Source organism: Mucilaginibacter aquariorum (assembly GCF_024498135.1).
GTDB lineage: Bacteria > Bacteroidota > Bacteroidia > Sphingobacteriales > Sphingobacteriaceae > Mucilaginibacter > Mucilaginibacter aquariorum.
The window spans coordinates 122,367-139,590 of record NZ_JANHOH010000007.1 but is presented as its reverse complement, the minus strand read 5'-3'; the positions used below and the strand labels follow the sequence as shown (position 1 = coordinate 139,590).

The following is a 17,224-nucleotide window of genomic DNA, read 5'->3' as shown; positions in this document are numbered from 1 at the left end:
ATATTTTCACAACGCAGATAGGCTGCGTTCTGCAGGTTTAAGTTTGTAATAAATTTAAAAACTTAATTGATAAAAACGATGAGTAAAGGAAAAAATCAGCATGTAGTTACCCATGATGGTAGCTGGGCTGTCAGAGGTGCAGGCAACAGTAAAGTGACCAAAATTGTAGATACGCAGCAAGAGGCTATACAGATCGCCAAGCAGATCGCGCAAAACCAGGAATCGGAAATGCTGATTCATGGTAAGAATGGCCAGATCAGGGAAAGAAATAGTTATGGTAACGACTCCTATCCTCCGGAGGGCTAATTAAAAATTGAATATGAATTTTTTAAAATATGAATTGAATCTTGACGGTCAGGATGCCGTTAAGGTGGTGTTGAATAAGCAAGCCAACGTACGTTTGATGGATTATAGCAATTTTCAAGCCTATCGTAACGGTCGCCGGCATACTTATTATGGCGGACATGCCACGGTTTCTCCTTTCGTTGTAAGGCCGCCACATGCGGGCCAATGGTATTTGGCGATCGATATGGGCGGTTATGGTGGTAGTGTAAACGCCTCAGTAAGTGTAATTTAATTATTAGCTTTATGTTTGTCAAGAGGTCTATTACATCAAAAAATTTGGACTATCCGAACACTTAAATCGGACCGAAAACAACAAAGTCAATTATATCAAACAATTGTTAGGTAAAATTAATAACGGCCTAAATTTGAATCCGAATGACAAAGAGCTGAAAAAACATCGGGAATATATCGCCCTGTTTTTGGAAAGCGAATGAGGGTTTTTTCTTTTCATTCATTTGAGAGAAAAATACAATTTTTATAAAGATAAGTTACGTTTTAATGGTCTTAAATTTCGGCAATTTGTTACGACATGGTCAAACGCCGCCGCTGAAACTTACACTGACAAATGTTTAGCAAAACTAATTCTACTGTGGAGATGCCCTTACCTAGCGCTATGCAACAAATTAAAGTTGTTGCGCAAGATGTCGGGAACATGGTGACTTAGAAGGGCGTAATGATCTAATTGAGATGGCGAACCGTTTTTGAAAGCTTTGTCATTTTTGGCAAGATTTCTTATTATAAAACGGTATTTTTATGAACCATCAAATTAAATATGATTCATATTACACCTACACCTTATGAAAAAGTTTATAATGTCGCGCACCCGGATATCGCTGTCCTTCAGCTTGAAAAAAAACATTTTACGGGTATAGCGTTGATCCCTGGTCAAATGGTTATCACTTTTGAATTTTGCTTGTTTAAAAAGTTGATCATTATTAATGAGGAGGATTTAGGTTTTGAGGATGTGACGATCTATTTTTTGAATACGTTCATCAGGGAATTAGAGATTGCAACGATTACCGATGAAAAGATATCCGTCCATTTGGCATCTTGTATCATATCGGGCCGGGTTTCTGCGCCTAAACTCAGTACGTTTCAGGCAAATAACTGCCTGCTTTTTCATAGCTTGTTTTTATTAAATATCCCCAATATCCGTTTGAGTTATACCACCGAAAATATTTTCCCCTATTGGTGGAACCAGATATTTAAACGTATCAGCGCCGACTTCGCCTTTTTTACCAACGAAGACCAGCGGTATCATATTGAAAACCCGGTCAAGCTGGTAGTTACCTCATCAAAAAAAGAAAATGACAAACTTGGTTACTATTTAAATGAACACAATAATAGTCCTTACCATATTGGTTACCATTTATCCAAAGCCAGGGAAAATCTATTAAAGATCAACCTCTTTATTCAATATGGCAGCGAAGGCGATGAATCGACGCAAATTGAAAACCTTAGTTTAAAATCGCTGTCGCTAACCGGCAATCCTAACGGGAAGGTAGCCGTAGAGAATACCAATATTAGTAATTGGTACCTGTCCGAATTTTCGCCAAAGGCCGAAGCTGGTTTTTATAATATTAATCCGAGAATACCCGCAGAAGAGGAAACGAAGATCGGTATCCATAAGTGCAATTTGGATGAGGTTTGGTTCGATAATGTATATTTCGAAGATTTTCAACGCCTGTCATTTTACAGGTCTAAATTTTCGAGCGCTGTTTTCACCTCTTGCAGTTTCCCTGATTCCTATGCCAAATTTGAAAATTTCACGCCCATTGCTAATATCCATTACCCGGATGATAAGACAAAAAACTATGATAAAGACCAGTACGAGATCTTCTTGCAATTAAAAAAGGCGATGGAGGCAACAGGAAATAGCTATGAAGGCCTAAAGCTCCAGTCGGTTTCGCAAACAGCACTATTAAAGATCAAGACAATTTCAAGTGGGGACCGGTTTATTTTGGGCACCAGCGATATTTCCAATGAACACGGCCAATCTATTGGCCGCCCTTTTTGGTGGTTTGTAGGCATCAGTATTATCGGTTACCTATTATATTTATTGGTACTCGGCCGTTTATTCCGATCTACGCCTTTTGATGCTAACCTTATCGGCTATTATTTTTCATTCATAGATCTGACCCATCGCAGCGATTTCTTAGCTGATAAAAAGGATATCAACGGTTGGGCTTTAGCAATAGACTATGTTGTCAAGGTCCTAATTGGATATTTGATTTTCCAGTTTGTCGCAGCTTTTAGAAAGTTTGCCCGAAAATAGCGTTGCGTGCGAATTTTCCACAACGGGATAATGCCGGTGAGGTTTTCGTAAATTTGGTAAAAGGATAACAATGCCGAGGGTTTATTTCGACACCAATATTTACAGCAAACTGAAATCAGCACAGGAACCTGATTTTCAGGAAGCGGCACGTATTCTTGAAATTTACCAAAAACGGTTGAGTTTTTATTTTTCAGTCGCTCATATCAGGGATAAACGTAAAGATTTTACGCTGCATAAGTTCGCTGATTTTGGTTTTATGGAAAAAATCGTGGGCGATAATTATTTGGCTTATGACCCTTTAGAAAACCGCCCGGATGTGTATTTAGCGACGCCGGCAGTAGTATTTGATGATGATGAGCCAGGCGAAATGGAAGGCCTGCTCGGATTTTTTGACCATTCTCCTGATGACTCGCCTGAATCGACTTTGATGAAAACGATGATCAGGTCAGTGTATTCATCAATTCCCTTGCCGGAAACGCAGGCAGATACCAGCCTGCTTAACGAAAACCAGTTGAAGATACAGCAAGCTATTGTTCCCGCTGACCGGGAAGGCGTAACCATGTTTAATGTCATGGAAAATCTGGCCACTTTTACGCGTAACCTTTTCGCCGACAACGAACTTTATAAACAGTTGCGGACTACCCTGGACGGTAGCTTTAATAATGGAATCGTAACTCTCAACGCAGAGGTGGATTTTAACGAAGCCTTCCGTGATACAACTTTTAGTAAAACGTTTCTCGATCTCATCAAAGAGCACATGCGCCATCCCAACAAAGATGAAATTCCGTTTTATGATCTTTATTTGGTCGCCTATCAAATGCTCGACAGCTTAGGTATTGATAAGGACACGATCACAAAAAAAAATTCACTGGTCAATATACTCAACGATGCCATGCACTCCTATTTTGGTTTGCACTGCGACATTTTTGTGACCGACGATAAAAACAACGCCAAAAAAACCAAGGCGCTTTACCAATTATTCGGTGCTCAGACGCGGGTACTAACAATGGCGGAATTTAATAAGTTTATACCAGAAATTATTTACCCGGAAAAAGATACCCAGGACCAGTTACTTGGCCGGGTGCTCCACGATTTAACCTACGGAGAGCGAGCTGAACCATTTAACGGAAACGGGTTCGTTTGCCAATGGATCAAAGAGCATCACCGTTACCTGGATTTTTTTGACGGCCTAGTTGAGGTTACCGGCACGACAAGCAGGCAAATTGTCATTTATAAAGGTTATGCGCATCCTTTGAGTGACCCGTCTTTCAGTGAACGGGCTATGATCATCAAATCAGCACTATACGCTTTTGGGCCTGATCTCGAAAACAAAGGAGAGTTTAACTACCGGGACAGGAATGTGAGGGCGACTGACGTTGGTGAAAGGAAATGGCTTATTGATGGAATGAGGGTTGAACTATCCAAATCTCCGTTGGCGGAAAAATACACTTTAGTTTTAACATTGCCAGAGCTTGAATCTCAAGAGGAACCCTAAGCGGTCATAATACTCCCTCATTATCATTCCTTGAATAACAGGTTAGCTATCACCTGAAAATTCTCTTTAAAATCGAAAGAGGGAAAATCATCTTAAATCGAAAGTCAATTCTGCCAATAATTTATGGCCAATATGCCAGCGTGTCAAAATTATTGATGCCACAAAGGCAGTTTAAACTGACATAAATTAAGCTATTGTTAAGGTTTGAAACCTATAGTTTACTTAGCAGATTAGGCATGATTTGTGCGACATTTACTTTTTAAAAATAAACGGACTGCTGGCACCCTATTGGATGTAACAAGGAGAACGATCCATATCAGGATAGATATATGGACTCCGGGGGCTGGTCACCCTTTCTGATTAAAATGCGCGATAAGACGCAGCGAAGATATATATTCTGCAATAAATAACAAATATTTTTTCGCTAAGCTCATTTTAGTCATTCCCGGTGTTGTGCACGCGCATCGACAGTACGAGGACGAAGCGTGAATTACTTACAAATCAGAAATGATCAAACAAATACTTTAATAAAGAATGAGTCTTAAAATTAATGCAATTCACAATCATGGTGATGCAAAAGAGGAATACGTTTTCTTACAGGCTACTGCCGATATCGATTTAGGTAACTACGCTGTAGTTGACCGCACTTTTAATAAAGATGGCAAACTATCAAATGTACACCGTCATTATTTTAGGTTTCCTACTAAGTTAATCAAAAAAGGAGATTATGTATCTCTAAGAACTTCGGAAGGCAAGCCGGAAGTAGGCAAAACTAAAGACGATGAGCCTATACATCGTTTTTATTGGGGGTCAAAAGCTCCTATCTGGAACGATGCTAATACTGAACAGGCGGAGCTGCTGAAAGTTGCAACTGTTGAGTACAAAAACGTACCTGCAACCGTACAATCGGTTGCCAAGAAGTAATATTTATTAATCCCAAGGGCACCTTCTGGTGCCCTTTTAAAGTTTTTACACCAACGTCACTATTAAGGCTGCCGAGTTTAAATATCTCACCTAGCCGAATTTAACTAAATAAAACAGAAGAAACAGCTCCCCAATTATTCGGGTCATTTGTGTAAATGAAATGGTGGAGCCGCTAAACAATATTAGCAATATAGAACACTTTGTGCGGCGAGGCTACCGGCATTTGTAAAATCGCCGTCCTATTAACCGAATTGGTAGTCAAGCTATACCTACGCGACGGCACTGATACATTACAACTGCTCACTGCCTAATGATATTAAGCCGGCAACATTAACACTTGTGCACCAGCTACGGTTCGGTATTGCGTACGGGGATAAGTTAAAACTTCCAAACCCCGTTACTTCGTTTCACTTTCATTTTTCGTCAGCAAAAAGATAGTTAAAGCAATGAATTAGTGTCGTCTGGGGTGGATTGCGCTTTTTAATATTCACTTTTTTTTGCAGGATCAAACACAATTCTCCTTTTATTAAGATTCCTGAAAAAATGCTCGAAAAGAAGGCCAAGTCGGTTTAAATTAAAAGCGCCTCGTGATTTTTAGTCCACAAGGCGCTCAGTTTTTACAACAGGTATTCATCATCCTTTAGGCGGATAAGGGTCGTTACCATAACTGTTACGATCCCTAATCTGTCCGTTCGGACGGTGAATAAACATTTCGGATTGCTGGTTGATGGCGATCTCCCTTGCAATTTCGATGGCGTCTGCCTGTGTCGGCGCAATGCGCGTTACTCTTTGGGTCCCTTCGCCCCTCACCGCCCACTCTCCGTTGTGCGGCACTACATGCTGGTTTCTACCCATGTTTTTAACTTTAAAATTGAATAAAACTATTAACTAAAACAAATATACAACTAATTAGTTTATTTTATATCTTTGTCTATGTTCATTATAAACTTTTAGCATTCGTGCAGCCAAAGCCACTTTAACGTTTATTATTTGTAATAATCTGGCTATAAATGCAACGAATAATTAAAATATCAGATTTTATGAGTACCTTAGGAGAAGTAGAATCCTTTTTACAGGATTTCAAAGTGAAATATAAAATCTTTGATATCGCTTTCAGGGATTCGAGAGACAAGAATGCCAACACGCTTTTACTGCTGGATATGCCGCCTGCCAGGCGTCGGGAGATCATTGAATCCATTGTCACCGCGGATTATACTGAGGGGCCACTGGATGACCGTTTATATGGTATCGCGAGCCTTTGGGTATTTGGTAAGACCTACCAACAAAAGGAAATTTATATCAAGATCTCTATGGGCGTGACGAATGCACCGGTGATTTGTATCTCCTTCCACCCCGCTGAAAGACCAATGAATTATCCCTATAAAAACCAACCATGAAAAGTCCCATTACAGGTAAGGAAATGCCATTACGCAAGGAACCAGGGGTTCTGACTTACCGCAAAGAAGAGTTTCCGGTATTTTACCATTATTTTTTATGTGAGGATACCGATGAACGTTTTACCAATGATGAAATAGACGGGATCAATATGATCCAGGTACATAACCAGTACCGCGAAAAATACGGCATCCCCTTTCCCGACGAAATCGCTGGCATACGCGAAAAATACGAAGTCTCCGCCGGCAAGATGTCGGAGATCTTGGGCCTGGGCGCCAATACTTACCGGCTATACGAAGCCGGCGAAATGCCTTCAGTAGCTAACGGTCGGCTGATCCTCTCGGTTCGCGAACCCGTAGAATTTCTCCGTCAGGTGGATGCCAGCACCCATTTGCTCAGTGCGCGGGAAACGCAAAAGATCCGGGAGACGGCGAGGAAATTACAGGTCTGGGACGAGGAGAACTTTTGGGACGTCATGTTCGAGCAAAAGATTTTTACCCATCAGACGCCGGACGAGTTCACGGGATATAAGGAACCGCAACTGGACAAGATCGCGCAGGTGATTGCCTTTTTTAGTACGCAGATGGATTTGTATAAGACGAAACTGAACAAGCTGTTCTTTTATTCAGATTTTTGTTACTACCAAAAGACGGGATATTCCATGACTGGTATTGCTTACCGCGCTATTCCCTTCGGGCCTGTTCCGGCGGAATACCAGAAAATGTACGTCAAACTCTCCGACGACCAGCAGATCGAGATCAGGCAGGTGGATGTGGGTAACGGGAACTACGGAGAGCAGATCCGTGCAAACCAGGCATTTGACGCATCTGTGTTCAATGCGGTGGAATTGGAAGTTTTAGAAGCGGTAGGACGTACGTTCCGTCAGAAGAATACAGATGAAGTGGTACGCATCAGTCACATGGAGGCCGGATGGTCGGAAAATGAAAGCAGCAAAAATATGATCAGTTACCAGAAATATGCTTTCACGACCAGTGGGGTAGTTTGCTGAGCAATCCGCGTATAATTGAAAATAAGGAGTTTAAAGAAAAGGAAGTCACTATTACTGGCAAGGTTAGAGAATTATATATAAGTTATAGCTTTTGATCATCTCATTTTGAATTGTCAAGAATTCCTTGACTGTTCCAGTCTTTGTCAGTTATAATTGATAGGGATTGTAGTCAAAGTCCATAGATTAAGACTATCAGTGTATCCCTTAGTTAGTGAGGACTATGACGACATCTTTTACTTTTTAATGAACTGTTGCATAACTTACAACAGTTCAAATCTATTTAGTTTACCTTCGGCACAAATTGAAAGGATATATACTTAGACACACCTCTAATATTTTGAAATGATAAGTGCGCTACTTTACAGACTGATCACATTGCCGCTAACTTTCTTTTCAGCGCGGCCATATCCTCACTTATTTTCAAATCCACAATCTTTGCATAGTGCTGCGTTTGCTTAAGCGATTTATGGCCTAACATTTTGGAAACGGTTTCGATAGGGACACCATTACTTAAGGTTACCGTTGTTGCAAACGTATGTCGTGCTATATGAAAAGTCAAATTCTTATTAACCCGGCAGCCGTCGGCGATTTCCTTAAGATAGGAATTCATTTTCTGGTTGGTCAGTACAGGTAACACCAAACCTTTATTCACACATTTAGGATCATCGTGATACTTCTCCATAATTTTCAATGCAGCTGGCAGCAAAGGCAAACGAGTAGCGGATTCTGTCTTTTGACGAGTTGTTACAATCCACTTACCGCCATCTACGCCAGTAACAATATCTGACCGCCGCAGTTGGTAAACATCTACATAGGCTAAACCAGTATAACAGCTGAAAAGAAAAATATCACGTACATGGTTCAACCTGTCGGTTCCAAATTCTTTGCAGGCAATATCGTTCAGTTCGTCTTTAGTGAGCGCAACTCGGATTACTTCTTTCCTGTTAGTTTTAAATCCAGCGAAAGGGTCTTTAAGCAACCATCCCTTTTTAATACACTCTAATACAATTTTTTTGAAATTGCCGAGATATTTCATCGTTGCATTGTGCCCGCACTTTCTCACGCTTTTCAGCCAAAATGCAAACTGTGATACAAATTCGTAATCCAAATCTTTAACATCAACGTCTTCCACCTGATACTTCCACTTTATAAATGCTGCTGTATGGTCATGTGCGGTCTTGTAACGCATTAGTGTAGAAGGTGCAAACTCTTGGCCAATTAGAGCTTTCATTTGTTCATTGTGGTGCTTGAACGCTGCAAGGACCATTCGCTTTTCTTCGCCTTGACCCGTCAATACATTTTTGAGATTTTCCGCAGTCAAAAGCTTGTCTGCATCCATTAACATTTTCTTAGCCTGGTACACTTTACCGCACATCACGTCTAAATAACTGTTAAGTGCTTTTGCATCTTCTTTTAAGCCGATCGCACGTCCTGCTGAAGCATTCCAGCGCAAATTATCCCATTGCCTCTTAGTGGCTACATCTTTTGATATGCCATCAACCGTTAAACGCAGGTATATGTACCTGGCATTTCCTTTTTCATTTTTGGGCTTCTTCAGAAAGAAGAACAGCCCGAAGCTTTTTTCTAACATAACGAACATTAAAGGGTTAAACAAATGTCGAAATGCAGCGTCTTTAAATCAAGATGTTCAATCTTTGAACAGCTTGTTAATCAATTTATTACATTGATTTCAGCGCGTCTTTTTATTCAATTATAAAGACGTCATGAATGACGCGGTTAAATATTGAATAATACGAGTTGCTTTGGAGAGGCGTAAAACCAAAAAAGCCTCTAAATCATATGATTTAAAGGCTTTTGAACATTTTTAAAATGCTTTTGGCGGAATGGACGGGACTCGAACCCGCGACCTCCTGCGTGACAGGCAGGCATTCTAACCAGCTGAACTACCACTCCGTTTGGGATTGCAAATATACGCACCTTTTTGTTTTACACAAGTCTTTTTTAAAATTTATCTTTTTTATTGTTTTTAGCCCATTTTGCGCCAATAAATGCCCTTTTATTATTCGCTAAAGAAACTATTTTATAGAACAAGATATACTGAATTAAGTATTGATATGCATTTTGCCTCCAGGCTTTGTTATTGGAATCGTCAATTACCGCACCTGCATACGTCAGCGCCTGCTGTTACTTATTTAACTAAACTCGCCATAGCCTCCCGGTTTACATCAGTGGAATACACAGTGGGCTTGGGTTAGTCCGTAATAAATTGGGGTTTTAAATAAAAAGTGCACATAACGCTTTGCGACGACATCACTTTATGTGCTATACTATACTTAAAATCGGGAATAGCATCTTTTTGATACTCGCAACAACCTTATTTATACCAAATCAAGCGCTCAGGTAATTTTACAGTATCTAAATTTGAATAAACGCTATATATAGTGTATTATTAGCCTCCCAAATATTAAACCTATTAAAAAACTGAGCAGATAAATGAAGACCTTATCAAACGGCGATTATATCGTATTCCTAATCTATTTTCTTATTGTATCATTTTACGGGTACTGGATATATAAACGTAAACACAACGCCGATGCAACTTCAAAAGACTACTTTTTAGCCGAAGGCTCATTAACCTGGTGGGCAATTGGCGCATCACTAATAGCATCTAATATATCTGCCGAGCAATTTATTGGCACCAGCGGCTCGGCATTTAAAATGGGGCTGGCTATCTCTACTTACGAATGGATGGCAGCCGCAACGCTTATCATCGTGGCTATATTCTTTATCCCGATATATTTAAAGAACAAAATTTTCACTATGCCACAGTTTCTGCATCAGCGATACAATGGCACTGTTGCAATGGTTATGGCCATATTTTGGCTGTTGCTATATATTATAGTTAACCTTATGTCTATCCTCTATTTAGGGGCGTTAGCCATATCGGGCATTTCTGGTCTGGATATTACCTTATGTATTTCATTGCTGGCCATATTTGCAGTAGTAATTACATTGGGCGGTATGAAGGTTATTGGCTATACCGATGTTATACAGGTATTTGTATTGGTGCTGGGCGGTTTAGTTGCTACCTATTTAGCGCTTAATAAAATCAGTGAAGTTTCTGGCACAACAGGGATGTGGAACGGCCTTAATATTATGCGGTCTGAAGCAAGCGACCATTTCCACATGATATTTAAGAAAGATAATGCCAACTATATGGACTTACCGGGCTTATCTGTGCTTATAGGTGGTATGTGGATAGTTAACCTTAATTATTGGGGCTGTAATCAGTATATCACCCAAAGGGCTTTGGGCGCAAACCTTAAAACCGCAAGGGCTGGTATCTTATTCGCTGCATTTTTAAAATTACTGATGCCAATAATAGTTGTATTGCCGGGTATTGCAGCTTATCTGCTTTATCAAAAAGGCATGTTTCACCAGGAGATGCTAAGCACAAAGGGCGTTGTTGACGTAAATAAGGCTTACCCATCGGTTTTAAACTTGTTACCTAATGGTTTGAAAGGATTATCTTTCGCGGCGCTTACAGCAGCCATTGTGGCTTCGCTGGCAGGTAAAGCAAACAGTATTGCTACTATCTTTACGCTGGATATCTACAAAAAAGCGATCAACCCCCAGGCAACTGATAAAAATTTAGTGGTATTAGGCAAATGGTCTGTAGTTGTAGCCATGGGCTTGGGCGTTGTAATGTCGCTGGTAATAGGCGAGCGATTAATGGGAGAAGGCAAGCAAGGCTTCCAGTATATCCAAGAGTACACGGGCTTTGTATCACCGGGTATATTTGCCATGTTTATTCTGGGCTTCTTCTGGAAAAAAGCTTCATCTAACGCGGCCTTGTTTGCCACCGTAGGTGGGTTTATATTTTCGGTGTTTTTTAAATTGCTGCCAAGGTTTGCCGATCTCAGCTTTTTATATCCTTATGGCTTTGCAAAAGAAGCCTTACAGGATGATAAGATTACCAAGCTGTACGAGATCCCCTTTATAGACCGTATGGGATTTGTGTTTGCGCTTTGCGTGATAGGGATGATTATCATATCAAAAATTGATCAGGCCAGGGGCGTTAAAACCAATGGATTAGAAATCGATGCATCTATGTTTAAAACATCGCGTGCATTTACTGCCGGTGCACTTATAGTGGGCGGTATTATTGTAGCATTATATTCATTTTTCTGGTAGACCCAATTTTCTATTGGAAAGAAAGGCGGCCTTCATAAAGCCGCCTTTTTTTGTGCTCTTTGCTTAAGATTGCAGGCATCATTTATTAAAACAACCCTATATTTTAGTGTGTTGTAACTATTAAATCATCGCGCTATGTTAAACCCTACCGACAATATTCCACCACAAACCGAAGGCGAAAAAAACGACTTTATACATTTTGCCGATTGTGCAAGTACAGAAGAAGCCCATCACCTGTTCTTATTAGCGAAGGACAGGCTTAGGGATATATCGCAATGGCATGTACTAACCGGACCGCATTCGGCTAAGTTTGGCATCACCGATACTAAAGGCGACGAGGTTTATAAAATGGCCGAAAAAGGCGATGTGTTTTACATTGACCTCCCGTTACCCACGCCGGCCTCTATGGCGGGCGATGGCAAAGAATGGGTTCGTATAGAGGCTATGGAAGAAGCGGGTGATGCCAATAGCGAAAGCGAATATTTAACCATGACTATCAGGCCAGTGGCAAACCCACGCCATCCCAACAAAGCAACAGCACATTTTTTTAGCCATGCTTCTACCAATACTTTTATTATAGAACGGTATCAAAACCACGTTAGCGCTGCCGTTTATGGGCGCAATGAAATGCCGAACAATAAAGATACTGGGTTATATGATACGGTACGTAACACCATCATTGCTTTAGGAGCCCGCAATGGCTTATCCGGCCCGCAATGGAAATCGCTTATTGAAGGCCTATTGGATAAATAGATTCAAAATACGAAGAGGCCCCAAGTTAGGGCCTCTTCGTATTATATATAGAGGGAATTAGTGTCCGCGGCCGTGTCCTTTACCGTGGTTATCATTATCACCATGTTTACGGTTATCGCCATGGTTGCCGTTATTGCCTTTATATTTCACAACTTTTCTGTGTTCTACACGTACCGGGCGGTTATTAGCCCAATGGTTACGGTATTTAACATCGCGGCTATCACGTATTATGGTTTGACCGGTACGGCCCCTGTAATTTGCGTATTTAGCGCGATACACATCGTTACGGGTCCATGGGTTACGTTCGTTTACAACAACTTTGTATCCATTGTATACATTGTAATTGCTATACCTTGCCGGTAAGCTTGCCCTACGCACCCAGCTGTTATTTTCCAGGTAAACGTATTGATGTGTAGGAACCTCATAGTAGGTATCAATATCTGGCATATAGTAATAATCTGCACGATCGTAACCTACCGGGCCCCACTCAGGCTGACTGCCGATGTTAATGCTTAAACTTATTTGCGCATCGGCTGATTTATATGCTATGCAGCTTAAAAATATGGCTGCTGTAATTATTATCTTTTTCATAATTGTATGTTTTTTGTAGGTATGACATACCAGTATCAGCATAGTTTAACCAAATAGATGTTATAACAGGGATGTTACATGAGGAGAGACAAGACGTAAGAGTCAAGACACAAGACCAAATAGCGTTCAATAAAAAGCCCTTTCAAAGTATTTGAAAGGGCTTCTAAGTCTTGGCCTCTTGATTCTTAGATCTCAATTCTATTCTCAATCGTCGTTATCTTTATCCTTATCTTCTTTTTTCCCGGCCATTGCAAGTACCGGTTTTCCAATAATTTTGTAATCGCCAACACCTTTTAATATTGATGCCAGCTGGGGTTTGTCCTGCATAACTTTTACAGCTTCGGCCAGTTCCTTATCATACTTAAAATTAGCCTCGTAACGGCCTTTTTCGTATGCATAACGGGATGCTATTTCATTTTCCAGCACTTGTTTTATCTCGGCTTTATGTATTTGCAGGTCGTTCTTTTTGCTGCTTGCCATTTTGGCTTTTAATATATCGTATTCGGCCTGTATCTCGCTAAATTGCTTCTCTTTGGTCGCTTCGGTTTTTAAGCCGTTCAGCATTTTTTCGGAAATGGTGCTGTAAGTATAATTTTTACCGGCAAGGTATTTTATAAAATCATTATACTCCTCATCAGATAACACCAATGTTTTAGGGTCAACTGGTTTTGGATGAGTGTTACGATATTTGGTAGCATAATCAAATATCAGCAACTTACTTACCAGCGCTTGGGTTACATTTGCAAACCGATCCTGTTTTATAAAAATATCCGGATAAATACCGCTACCATCATAAACCGAGCGGCCATTTTTTGTTTTAAACTCGTGTATGGCCGAATCAGCCACCTTTATAACACTACCATCATCCTTGCGGTGGGTATAGTCCATTTCCTGGATGCAACGGCCCGATGGCACATAGTATTTAGCAACCGTTACCTTAACCAGGCTATTATAAGGCAGATTAAATGTTTGCTGCACCAGGCCCTTGCCATAACTGCGCTGGCCTATAATAATAGCCCTATCAAGATCCTGCAGGGCACCTGCAACAATCTCTGATGCCGATGCAGAACGGCTGTTCACCAATACCACCAAAGGCAGGTTTGGTTCCAGCGGAGTAGAAACAGTACTATACGTGAAATTCTTTTCCTTAATTTTTCCTTTTTGCGATACCACCTGCACGTCTTTTTGCACAAACAGGTTCACAATTTTAACGGCTTCCTGTAAAATACCGCCACCGTTTGATCGCAGATCCAGTATAATACCGCTTGGGTTATTCTTTTTGATAGCAACGAGTGCATCGGTTACCTCATCTGCAGAGTTTTCAAGAAATTTATTCAGTTTGATATAGCCCATGTTGCCGCTAACCATTCCCGAATAAACAACATTAGGTTGCTTAATCTCGTCGCGTACAAGGCTTTTTACTACAGGGGCTTCGTCTTCGCGTTTCATTAACAGCTTAACAACAGCGCCTTTCGATCCTTTAAGCAACTGGCTTACCTGCTCGTTAGTTTTACCCGCAAGGTCAATATCGTTTATCTTCAACATTTGATCACCCTGGCGGATATCCGCCTTTTGCGCCGGGAAACCTGCAAATACATCAGATATATACACCTTTTTATCGCGCAAAAACACACCTGCGCCAATGCCACCGTACTGTGTGCTTACATAATGCAGCTTATAATCTTCTATTTCAGATTCGGGGACAAATTCGGTATAGGGATCTAAGCCTTCCAGCATGGCGTCAACACCGGTTTTAACCAGTTTAGCTGAGTTTATATCATCAACATAATTAATGTTTACCTCTTTATATACCGACGCGAAAACATCCAGGTTTTTAGATATCTGAAAAAGATCGTCATTAAAACTCCATGCGCTTACAGCCAAAGCCAAGCCAGCCGCGTATAAAAGTGGTTTCCTGTACTTGCTTATTATCCCTTTATCTGCCATCCTTAACCTCTTGAAATATAAATATATAAAAGCTCAGCCGCTTTCTATAATAACTAATTTTAAAGGCGGTTATTATCAATGTTCACTAATGCTTTTGTAAGCGTGAACACAACGTATTTTCTGTCGCGGTTAACCAGTTCCATTATACGGGTAATCAGGCTATCTTCCTGCCCCTCGGTATACTGTAATTGCTCATCAGTAAGATGATTATATTTTCTTTGCACCTTTATTTTTATACGTTCCCAATCCTTATTACTGATAGTTATCTCTGCCATAAAATAAAATATTTATACAAAAATATAAAAAATACACCGCTGTATGCGTTTAATATGTCGCAGAGTTTTAAACTTTTAACAACTATGCGCATCTAACATCTTTATTAACTAAATTAATTTACCATGAAAAAATGTTTGTTAAGCATAGCTATACTCTTTGTAGCTGCAATTAGTGCTAAGGCACAAGTTTCTTTGGGTGCCAAAGCGGGCATCAACTTTTCTAAGATAAGTACAAACAATGTAAGCGAATCTACCGTTGCCGGTTACCAGGCAGGTTTATTTGCCCGTTTTGGCAGCAGCCTTTATCTACAACCCGAGCTTTATTTGGGCAGCAGCGGGGGTAAGTTCGATTTTAATAATAACAATAGTACCGTAACAACTAATGGTAAGGTAACTTTTACCAGTTTAAATTTACCACTATTAGTAGGTAAGGGTTTTGGCGGCGATAACCTCAATTTCAGGATAATGGCCGGCCCGGTTTATAGTTACATATTAGATAAGAACCAAAACTTTAGCGATAATGTTAGCGGTGCTTATCAGGATTTTGGTAATTACCGGAAAAGCACCCTGGGTTACCAGGTAGGTGGTGGCGTTGATATTGGCCACATTACGGCCGACCTGCGCTATGAAGGTGGCCTGACTAAAATTAACGAAAGTTATGGTCAGCGACAAAACATATGGGCGCTAAGCGTAGGCTTTAAATTCTTTTAAGTGATATAATAAATTCAACAATGTTAAGATCCCGGTGAACAGCCGGGATTTTTTTTGTTTAAGGAATTTGTACACCCTTTCGCCGTTACCCCGAGCTCTCTTGGCAAGCAAAGGCTTTGGATAGTTTAAATTGCGTTAGGGAGTGCAGCGGATACCGGCCTGCGCATAATGCCTGCAGGCGTATGAGCGTAAAGCCCGGGCCGCAGGCAACGCCCACATATAAATATTAACCACTGAATGTTGAATGATAAAGTAAAGAATTCCAATATGTAGAAATTCTACATTAAATTCTTATCAGATATTGATATTATGAAGCATGTGTGAAGAAAAAAAAGTCTCTTATACAAGTAAAGCCCCTGATGGGCAGGGGCCTTTACTAACCAATTATAAACCTAAATTATGAGAAGAGCTGTAGGAGAAGGGGTCGAACCTTCAAAGAGTGGTTATTCTTATTGCTAAGAGTTTCCCATGATCTCCGCCACCGCGACAAGGAGGTGTGTCTGCCAAAAATTTCACCATCCTACAGGATGTTAATCAAACTTCGCGTTTGATAGCTGTTGGGGAAGGGTTCGAACCTTCACAGAGTGGTTAGCCCGCTTCGGGTTTCCCATATTCTCCGCCACCGGGACAAGGAGGTGTGTCTGCCAAAAATTTCACCACCCAACAATGTTTGTTTTAAAAGAACGATAGAGCAATTGTCATTTGCTTTATACAAATCTAATAGAGTTGACACTTTCTTGCAAATATTTCAACAAAATATTTTTATTTTTACTTTTATTATAATTATACTTGTATTTGAATATAGATATTTAAAATTATGCCTCACAGGAAACCTCAAAATTTAGAAATTGATAATCTTGATATACAGATTTTATCAATATTGATGAAAAATGCGACTACACCTTACACCGAAATCGCAAAAGAATTGATTGTTTCTGGCGGAACCATACACGTGCGGATGAAAAAGTTGGAGGAGATGGGTGTAATAAAAGGTGCCAGCCTGGAAGTAAACCCGCAAAAACTGGGTTATGATGTAACCGCTTTCCTGGGCATATTCCTGGAAAAAGGCTCGCAGTATAACGAAGCGGTAAAACAATTGAAAATGGTTCCGGAAATTGTAGAACTGCATTACACCACCGGCAGCTGGAGTATTTTCGCCAAAATTGTTTGCCATGATACCAACCACTTGCGCGAGGTATTAAATGAAAATATTCAAAGCGTAAAAGGCATACAACGCACCGAAACATTTATATCCTTAGAGGAAAGCATCAAAAGGCAGATCACGCTGGATTAATCACTTCGGGTTTCCAATATATTCACTCGCGTTATCGCAAGGTACAAAGCAATCT

General features: G+C 40.4%; 16 protein-coding genes and 2 tRNA genes. 11 read left to right on the top strand and 7 right to left on the bottom strand.

Going from position 1 to position 17,224, the window contains the following annotated elements; all coding sequences use genetic code 11:
- Positions 1 to 78: 78 nt before the first annotated feature.
- The 5 genes from NPE20_RS20560 (at position 79) to NPE20_RS20540 (ending at position 5,039) form a co-directional block, all read left to right on the top strand.
- A complete protein-coding gene (locus NPE20_RS20560; RefSeq protein WP_256540581.1) occupies positions 79 to 306 on the top strand; it encodes a DUF2188 domain-containing protein in 228 nt (75 codons plus the stop codon).
- A gap of 13 nt (positions 307 to 319) precedes the next feature.
- Positions 320 to 577 carry a DUF1883 domain-containing protein gene (locus NPE20_RS20555; RefSeq protein ID WP_256540580.1) on the top strand — a complete coding sequence of 86 codons (258 nt, stop codon included), beginning with the start codon at positions 320 to 322 and terminating at the stop codon, positions 575 to 577.
- A gap of 540 nt (positions 578 to 1,117) precedes the next feature.
- Positions 1,118 to 2,620 (top strand): hypothetical protein, encoded by a 1,503-nt coding sequence (locus NPE20_RS20550; RefSeq protein WP_256540579.1) that lies wholly within the window; start codon positions 1,118 to 1,120, stop codon positions 2,618 to 2,620.
- 70 nt (positions 2,621 to 2,690) lie between these two features.
- Positions 2,691 to 4,115 carry a hypothetical protein gene (locus tag NPE20_RS20545; protein WP_256540578.1) on the top strand — a complete coding sequence of 475 codons (1,425 nt, stop codon included), beginning with the start codon at positions 2,691 to 2,693 and terminating at the stop codon, positions 4,113 to 4,115.
- Positions 4,116 to 4,649: 534 nt separating this feature from the next.
- The gene (locus NPE20_RS20540) at positions 4,650 to 5,039 is read left to right on the top strand and encodes a lamin tail domain-containing protein (protein ID WP_256540577.1); all 390 of its coding nucleotides are present in this window, start codon (positions 4,650 to 4,652) and stop codon (positions 5,037 to 5,039) included.
- Positions 5,040 to 5,672: 633 nt separating this feature from the next.
- On the opposite strand, the gene NPE20_RS20535 is transcribed toward NPE20_RS20540, so the two are convergent.
- On the bottom strand, positions 5,673 to 5,894 hold the full coding sequence (locus NPE20_RS20535; protein ID WP_256540576.1) for a DUF2188 domain-containing protein: 222 nt from the start codon (positions 5,892 to 5,894) through the stop codon (positions 5,673 to 5,675).
- 185 nt (positions 5,895 to 6,079) lie between these two features.
- On the opposite strand from NPE20_RS20535, the gene NPE20_RS20530 reads away from it, so the two are divergent.
- Together NPE20_RS20530 and NPE20_RS20525 are read left to right on the top strand one after the other, a co-directional pair.
- Positions 6,080 to 6,436, top strand: a complete 357-nt coding sequence (locus NPE20_RS20530; RefSeq protein ID WP_256540575.1) for a hypothetical protein — start codon at positions 6,080 to 6,082, stop codon at positions 6,434 to 6,436.
- Positions 6,433 to 7,443 carry a type II toxin-antitoxin system antitoxin SocA domain-containing protein gene (locus tag NPE20_RS20525; RefSeq protein WP_256540574.1) on the top strand — a complete coding sequence of 337 codons (1,011 nt, stop codon included), beginning with the start codon at positions 6,433 to 6,435 and terminating at the stop codon, positions 7,441 to 7,443. Before NPE20_RS20530 ends, NPE20_RS20525 begins: the two co-directional genes overlap by 4 nt.
- 370 nt (positions 7,444 to 7,813) lie before the next feature.
- Here NPE20_RS20525 and NPE20_RS20520 read toward each other — a convergent pair whose 3' ends face one another.
- A complete protein-coding gene (locus NPE20_RS20520; protein ID WP_256540573.1) occupies positions 7,814 to 9,034 on the bottom strand; it encodes a site-specific integrase in 1,221 nt (406 codons plus the stop codon).
- A 246-nt stretch (positions 9,035 to 9,280) separates the two neighbouring features.
- A tRNA-Asp gene (locus NPE20_RS20515) sits at positions 9,281 to 9,357 on the bottom strand.
- Between the two features lie 540 nt (positions 9,358 to 9,897).
- Here NPE20_RS20515 and NPE20_RS20510 point away from each other — a divergent pair.
- Both NPE20_RS20510 and NPE20_RS20505 read left to right on the top strand, forming a co-directional pair.
- Positions 9,898 to 11,598, top strand: a complete 1,701-nt coding sequence (locus NPE20_RS20510; protein ID WP_256540572.1) for a sodium:solute symporter family transporter — start codon at positions 9,898 to 9,900, stop codon at positions 11,596 to 11,598.
- Between the two features lie 135 nt (positions 11,599 to 11,733).
- Complete coding sequence (locus NPE20_RS20505) at positions 11,734 to 12,351, top strand: hypothetical protein (RefSeq protein WP_256540570.1); 618 nt, start codon at positions 11,734 to 11,736, stop codon at positions 12,349 to 12,351.
- 57 nt (positions 12,352 to 12,408) lie between these two features.
- On the opposite strand, the gene NPE20_RS20500 is transcribed toward NPE20_RS20505, so the two are convergent.
- The 3 genes from NPE20_RS20500 to NPE20_RS20490 form a co-directional block, all read right to left on the bottom strand.
- A complete protein-coding gene (locus tag NPE20_RS20500) occupies positions 12,409 to 12,942 on the bottom strand; it encodes a hypothetical protein (protein WP_256540569.1) in 534 nt (177 codons plus the stop codon).
- A gap of 204 nt (positions 12,943 to 13,146) precedes the next feature.
- The gene (locus tag NPE20_RS20495; protein WP_256540568.1) at positions 13,147 to 14,889 is read right to left on the bottom strand and encodes a S41 family peptidase; all 1,743 of its coding nucleotides are present in this window, start codon (positions 14,887 to 14,889) and stop codon (positions 13,147 to 13,149) included.
- Between the two features lie 59 nt (positions 14,890 to 14,948).
- Positions 14,949 to 15,164, bottom strand: coding sequence for a CsbD family protein (locus NPE20_RS20490; protein ID WP_256540567.1), 216 nt, complete (start codon positions 15,162 to 15,164; stop codon positions 14,949 to 14,951).
- 123 nt (positions 15,165 to 15,287) lie between these two features.
- On the opposite strand from NPE20_RS20490, the gene NPE20_RS20485 reads away from it, so the two are divergent.
- On the top strand, positions 15,288 to 15,875 hold the full coding sequence (locus tag NPE20_RS20485) for a porin family protein (RefSeq protein WP_256540566.1): 588 nt from the start codon (positions 15,288 to 15,290) through the stop codon (positions 15,873 to 15,875).
- A 554-nt stretch (positions 15,876 to 16,429) separates the two neighbouring features.
- Here the strand turns inward: NPE20_RS20485 and NPE20_RS20480 are convergent.
- Positions 16,430 to 16,541, bottom strand: a tRNA-Asp gene (locus NPE20_RS20480).
- Positions 16,542 to 16,692: 151 nt separating this feature from the next.
- On the opposite strand from NPE20_RS20480, the gene NPE20_RS20475 reads away from it, so the two are divergent.
- Positions 16,693 to 17,169, top strand: coding sequence for an Lrp/AsnC ligand binding domain-containing protein (locus NPE20_RS20475; RefSeq protein ID WP_067063623.1), 477 nt, complete (start codon positions 16,693 to 16,695; stop codon positions 17,167 to 17,169).
- Positions 17,170 to 17,224 lie beyond the last annotated feature (55 nt).

What these genes read in the sequence shown, in the direction of transcription:
- NPE20_RS20535 (WP_256540576.1), bottom strand. Translation starts at nt 5,894, where the DNA reads ATGGGTAGAAACCAGCATGTAGTGCCGCACAACGGAGAGTGGGCGGTG.
- NPE20_RS20545 (WP_256540578.1), top strand. Translation starts at nt 2,691, where the DNA reads ATGCCGAGGGTTTATTTCGACACCAATATTTACAGCAAACTGAAATCA.
- NPE20_RS20530 (WP_256540575.1), top strand. Translation starts at nt 6,080, where the DNA reads ATGAGTACCTTAGGAGAAGTAGAATCCTTTTTACAGGATTTCAAAGTG.
- NPE20_RS20520 (WP_256540573.1), bottom strand. Translation starts at nt 9,034, where the DNA reads ATGTTAGAAAAAAGCTTCGGGCTGTTCTTCTTTCTGAAGAAGCCCAAA.
- NPE20_RS20555 (WP_256540580.1), top strand. Translation starts at nt 320, where the DNA reads ATGAATTTTTTAAAATATGAATTGAATCTTGACGGTCAGGATGCCGTT.
- NPE20_RS20510 (WP_256540572.1), top strand. Translation starts at nt 9,898, where the DNA reads ATGAAGACCTTATCAAACGGCGATTATATCGTATTCCTAATCTATTTT.
- NPE20_RS20485 (WP_256540566.1), top strand. Translation starts at nt 15,288, where the DNA reads ATGAAAAAATGTTTGTTAAGCATAGCTATACTCTTTGTAGCTGCAATT.
- NPE20_RS20560 (WP_256540581.1), top strand. Translation starts at nt 79, where the DNA reads ATGAGTAAAGGAAAAAATCAGCATGTAGTTACCCATGATGGTAGCTGG.
- NPE20_RS20500 (WP_256540569.1), bottom strand. Translation starts at nt 12,942, where the DNA reads ATGAAAAAGATAATAATTACAGCAGCCATATTTTTAAGCTGCATAGCA.
- NPE20_RS20490 (WP_256540567.1), bottom strand. Translation starts at nt 15,164, where the DNA reads ATGGCAGAGATAACTATCAGTAATAAGGATTGGGAACGTATAAAAATA.
- NPE20_RS20540 (WP_256540577.1), top strand. Translation starts at nt 4,650, where the DNA reads ATGAGTCTTAAAATTAATGCAATTCACAATCATGGTGATGCAAAAGAG.
- NPE20_RS20525 (WP_256540574.1), top strand. Translation starts at nt 6,433, where the DNA reads ATGAAAAGTCCCATTACAGGTAAGGAAATGCCATTACGCAAGGAACCA.
- NPE20_RS20550 (WP_256540579.1), top strand. Translation starts at nt 1,118, where the DNA reads ATGATTCATATTACACCTACACCTTATGAAAAAGTTTATAATGTCGCG.
- NPE20_RS20475 (WP_067063623.1), top strand. Translation starts at nt 16,693, where the DNA reads ATGCCTCACAGGAAACCTCAAAATTTAGAAATTGATAATCTTGATATA.
- NPE20_RS20495 (WP_256540568.1), bottom strand. Translation starts at nt 14,889, where the DNA reads ATGGCAGATAAAGGGATAATAAGCAAGTACAGGAAACCACTTTTATAC.
- NPE20_RS20505 (WP_256540570.1), top strand. Translation starts at nt 11,734, where the DNA reads ATGTTAAACCCTACCGACAATATTCCACCACAAACCGAAGGCGAAAAA.